This window comes from Aeromonas sp. 3P, from assembly GCF_051919745.1.
Lineage (GTDB): Bacteria > Pseudomonadota > Gammaproteobacteria > Enterobacterales > Aeromonadaceae > Aeromonas > Aeromonas veronii.
On the sequence record NZ_JBQBED010000002.1, the window covers coordinates 1 to 3,668 of the forward strand.

Here is a 3,668-nt window from a genome sequence, read left to right on the forward strand (position 1 = left end):
ACGTATTGCTAAGGTTAAAAGGTTACACAAACCCTGGACAAGCAGCACCTGCCATCAGATTGTGTTTGTTAGTCGCTTTTTTTTTTTGGAATTTTTTTTTTGGAATTTTTTTTTTGCGCTAACAACCTCCTGCCGTTTTGCCCGTGCATATCGGTCACGAACAAATCTGATTACTAAACACAGTAGCCTGGATTTGTTCTATCAGTAATCGACCTTATTCCTAATTAAATAGAGCAAATCCCCTTATTGGGGGTAAGACATGAAGATGCCAGAAAAACATGACCTGTTGGCCGCCATTCTCGCGGCAAAGGAACAAGGCATCGGGGCAATCCTTGCGTTTGCAATGGCGTACCTTCGCGGCAGATATAATGGCGGTGCGTTTACAAAAACAGTAATCGACGCAACGATGTGCGCCATTATCGCCTAGTTCATTCGTGACCTTCTCGACTTCGCCGGACTAAGTAGCAATCTCGCTTATATAACGAGCGTGTTTATCGGGACATCGGTACTGACTCGATTGGTTCGCTTATCAAACGCTTCGCTGCTAAAAAAGCCGGAGTAGAAGATGGTAGAAATCAATAATCAACGTAAGGCGTTCCTCGATATGCTGGCGTGGTCGGAGGGAACTGATAACGGACGTCAGAAAACCAGAAATCATGGTTATGACGTCATTGTAGGCGGAGAGCTATTTACTGATTACTCCGATCACCCTCGCAAACTTGTCACGCTAAACCCAAAACTCAAATCAACAGGCGCCGGACGCTACCAGCTTCTTTCCCGTTGGTGGGATGCCTACCGCAAGCAGCTTGGCCTGAAAGACTTCTCTCCGAAAAGTCAGGACGCTGTGGCATTGCAGCAGATTAAGGAGCGTGGCGCTTTACCTATGATTGATCGTGGTGATATCCGTCAGGCAATCGACCGTTGCAGCAATATCTGGGCTTCACTGCCGGGCGCTGGTTATGGTCAGTTCGAGCATAAGGCTGACAGCCTGATTGCAAAATTCAAAGAAGCGGGCGGAACGGTCAGAGAGATTGATGTATGAGCAGAGTCACCGCGATTATCTCCGCTCTGGTTATCTGCATCATCGTCTGCCTGTCATGGGCTGTTAATCATTACCGTGATAACGCCATTACCTACAAAGCCCAGCGCGACAAAAATGCCAGAGAACTGAAGCTGGCGAACGCGGCAATTACTGACATGCAGATGCGTCAGCGTGATGTTGCTGCGCTCGATGCAAAATACACGAAGGAGTTAGCTGATGCTAAAGCTGAAAATGATGCTCTGCGTGATGATGTTGCCGCTGGTCGTCGTCGGTTGCACATCAAAGCAGTCTGTCAGTCAGTGCGTGAAGCCACCACCGCCTCCGGCGTGGATAATGCAGCCTCCCCCCGACTGGCAGACACCGCTGAACGGGATTATTTCACCCTCAGAGAGAGGCTGATCACTATGCAAAAACAACTGGAAGGAACCCAGAAGTATATTAATGAGCAGTGCAGATAGAGTTGCCCATATCGATGGGCAACTCATGCAATTATTGTGAGCAATACACACGCGCTTCCAGCGGAGTATAAATGCCTAAAGTAATAAAACCGAGCAATCCATTTACGAATGTTTGCTGGGTTTCTGTTTTAACAACATTTTCTGCGCCGCCACAAATTTTGGCTGCATCGACAGTTTTCTTCTGCCCAATTCCAGAAACGAAGAAATGATGGGTGATGGTTTCCTTTGGTGCTACTGCTGCCGGTTTGTTTTGAACAGTAAACGTCTGTTGAGCACATCCTGTAATAAGCAGGGCCAGCGCAGTAGCGAGTAGCATTTTTTTCATGGTGTTATTCCCGATGCTTTTTGAAGTTCGCAGAATCGTATGTGTAGAAAATTAAACAAACCCTAAACAATGAGTTGAAATTTCATATTGTTAATATTTATTAATGTATGTCAGGTGCGATGAATCGTCATTGTATTCCCGGATTAACTATGTCCACAGCCCTGACGGGGAACTCTCTGCGGGAGTGTCCGGGAATAATTAAAACGATGCACACAGGGTTTAGCGCGTACACGTATTGCATTATGCCAACGCCCCGGTGCTGACACGGAAGAAACCGGACGTTATGATTTAGCGTGGAAAGATTTGTGTAGTGTTCTGAATGCTCTCAGTAAATAGTAATGAATTATCAAAGGTATAGTAATATCTTTTATGTTCATGGATATTTGTAACCCATCGGAAAACTCCTGCTTTAGCAAGATTTTCCCTGTATTGCTGAAATGTGATTTCTCTTGATTTCAACCTATCATAGGACGTTTCTATAAGATGCGTGTTTCTTGAGAATTTAACATTTACAACCTTTTTAAGTCCTTTTATTAACACGGTGTTATCGTTTTCTAACACGATGTGAATATTATCTGTGGCTAGATAGTAAATATAATGTGAGACGTTGTGACGTTTTAGTTCAGAATAAAACAATTCACAGTCTAAATCTTTTCGCACTTGATCGAATATTTCTTTAAAAATGGCAACCTGAGCCATTGGTAAAACCTTCCATGTGATACGAGGGCGCGTAGTTTGCATTATCGTTTTTATCGTTTCAATCTGGTCTGACCTCCTTGTGTTTTGTTGATGATTTATGTCAAATATTAGGAATGTTTTCACTTAATAGTATTGGTTGCGTAACAAAGTGCGGTCCTGCTGGCATTCTGGAGGGAAATACAACCGACAGATGTATGTAAGGCCAACGTGCTCAAATCTTCATACAGAAAGATTTGAAGTAATATTTTAACCGCTAGATGAAGAGCAAGCGCATGGAGCGACAAAATGAATAAAGAACAATCTGCTGATGATCCCTCCGTGGATCTGATTCGTGTAAAAAATATGCTTAATAGCACCATTTCTATGAGTTACCCTGATGTTGTAATTGCATGTATAGAACATAAGGTGTCTCTGGAAGCATTCAGAGCAATTGAGGCAGCGTTGGTGAAGCACGATAATAATATGAAGGATTATTCCCTGGTGGTTGACTGATCACCATAACTGCTAATCATTCAAACTATTTAGTCTGTGACAGAGCCAACACGCAGTCTGTCACTGTCAGGAAAGTGGTAAAACTGCAACTCAATTACTGCAATGCCCTCGTAATTAAGTGAATTTACAATATCGTCCTGTTCGGAGGGAAGAACGCGGGATGTTCATTCTTCATCACTTTTAATTGATGTATATGCTCTCTTTTCTGACGTTAGTCTCCGACGGCAGGCTTCAATGACCCAGGCTGAGAAATTCCCGGACCCTTTTTGCTCAAGAGCGATGTTAATTTGTTCAATCATTTGGTTAGGAAAGCGGATGTTGCGGGTTGTTGTTCTGCGGGTTCTGTTCTTCGTTGACATGAGGTTGCCCCGTATTCAGTGTCGCTGATTTGTATTGTCTGAAGTTGTTTTTACGTTAAGTTGATGCAGATCAATTAATACGATACCTGCGTCATAATTGATTATTTGACGTGGTTTGATGGCCTCCACGCACGTTGTGATATGTAGATGATAATCATTATCACTTTACGGGTCCTTTCCGGTGAAAAAAAAGGTACCAAAAAAAACATCGTCGTGAGTAGTGAACCGTAAGCAGGTGCTGCTTGTCCAGGGTTTGTGTAACCTTTTAACCTTAGCAATACGTAACTGAACGA

At 43.5% G+C, this 3,668-nt stretch carries 7 protein-coding genes; 4 read left to right on the top strand and 3 right to left on the bottom strand.

What is annotated here, in order from left to right; translation table 11 throughout:
- The first annotated feature begins 259 nt into the window (after window positions 1-259).
- The 3 genes from ACTG19_RS21980 (at window position 260) to rzpD (ending at window position 1,500) form a co-directional block, all read left to right on the top strand.
- Window positions 260-427, top strand: coding sequence for a phage holin, lambda family (locus ACTG19_RS21980; RefSeq protein WP_004034645.1), 168 nt, complete (start codon window positions 260-262; stop codon window positions 425-427).
- Window positions 428-565: 138 nt separating this feature from the next.
- Entirely contained in the window at window positions 566-1,042 is a 477-nt protein-coding gene (locus ACTG19_RS21985) for a glycoside hydrolase family 24 protein (protein ID WP_000229403.1), read from the top strand.
- Window positions 1,039-1,500, top strand: a complete 462-nt coding sequence (rzpD, locus tag ACTG19_RS21990; RefSeq protein ID WP_000092275.1) for a prophage endopeptidase RzpD — start codon at window positions 1,039-1,041, stop codon at window positions 1,498-1,500. The genes ACTG19_RS21985 and rzpD overlap by 4 nt, the downstream gene beginning before the upstream one ends.
- Before the next feature lie 31 nt (window positions 1,501-1,531).
- Here rzpD and bor read toward each other — a convergent pair whose 3' ends face one another.
- Both bor and ACTG19_RS22000 read right to left on the bottom strand, forming a co-directional pair.
- Window positions 1,532-1,825, bottom strand: coding sequence for a serum resistance lipoprotein Bor (gene bor / locus ACTG19_RS21995; RefSeq protein ID WP_000738492.1), 294 nt, complete (start codon window positions 1,823-1,825; stop codon window positions 1,532-1,534).
- A gap of 288 nt (window positions 1,826-2,113) precedes the next feature.
- Window positions 2,114-2,566, bottom strand: coding sequence for a DUF1398 domain-containing protein (locus tag ACTG19_RS22000; protein ID WP_223248938.1), 453 nt, complete (start codon window positions 2,564-2,566; stop codon window positions 2,114-2,116).
- Between the two features lie 243 nt (window positions 2,567-2,809).
- On the opposite strand from ACTG19_RS22000, the gene ybcW reads away from it, so the two are divergent.
- The gene (ybcW, locus tag ACTG19_RS22005) at window positions 2,810-3,016 is read left to right on the top strand and encodes a protein YbcW (protein ID WP_001031427.1); all 207 of its coding nucleotides are present in this window, start codon (window positions 2,810-2,812) and stop codon (window positions 3,014-3,016) included.
- Window positions 3,017-3,180: 164 nt separating this feature from the next.
- On the opposite strand, the gene ACTG19_RS22010 is transcribed toward ybcW, so the two are convergent.
- On the bottom strand, window positions 3,181-3,375 hold the full coding sequence (locus tag ACTG19_RS22010; protein ID WP_001421937.1) for a YlcI/YnfO family protein: 195 nt from the start codon (window positions 3,373-3,375) through the stop codon (window positions 3,181-3,183).
- Window positions 3,376-3,668 lie beyond the last annotated feature (293 nt).

Bases quoted from the DNA above. Each gene is read 5' to 3' on its own strand.
- ACTG19_RS21980 (WP_004034645.1), top strand. From the start codon at position 260: ATGAAGATGCCAGAAAAACATGACCTGTTGGCCGCCATTCTCGCGGCA.
- ACTG19_RS21985 (WP_000229403.1), top strand. From the start codon at position 566: ATGGTAGAAATCAATAATCAACGTAAGGCGTTCCTCGATATGCTGGCG.
- rzpD (WP_000092275.1), top strand. From the start codon at position 1,039: ATGAGCAGAGTCACCGCGATTATCTCCGCTCTGGTTATCTGCATCATC.
- bor (WP_000738492.1), bottom strand. From the start codon at position 1,825: ATGAAAAAAATGCTACTCGCTACTGCGCTGGCCCTGCTTATTACAGGA.
- ACTG19_RS22000 (WP_223248938.1), bottom strand. From the start codon at position 2,566: ATGCAAACTACGCGCCCTCGTATCACATGGAAGGTTTTACCAATGGCT.
- ybcW (WP_001031427.1), top strand. From the start codon at position 2,810: ATGAATAAAGAACAATCTGCTGATGATCCCTCCGTGGATCTGATTCGT.
- ACTG19_RS22010 (WP_001421937.1), bottom strand. From the start codon at position 3,375: ATGTCAACGAAGAACAGAACCCGCAGAACAACAACCCGCAACATCCGC.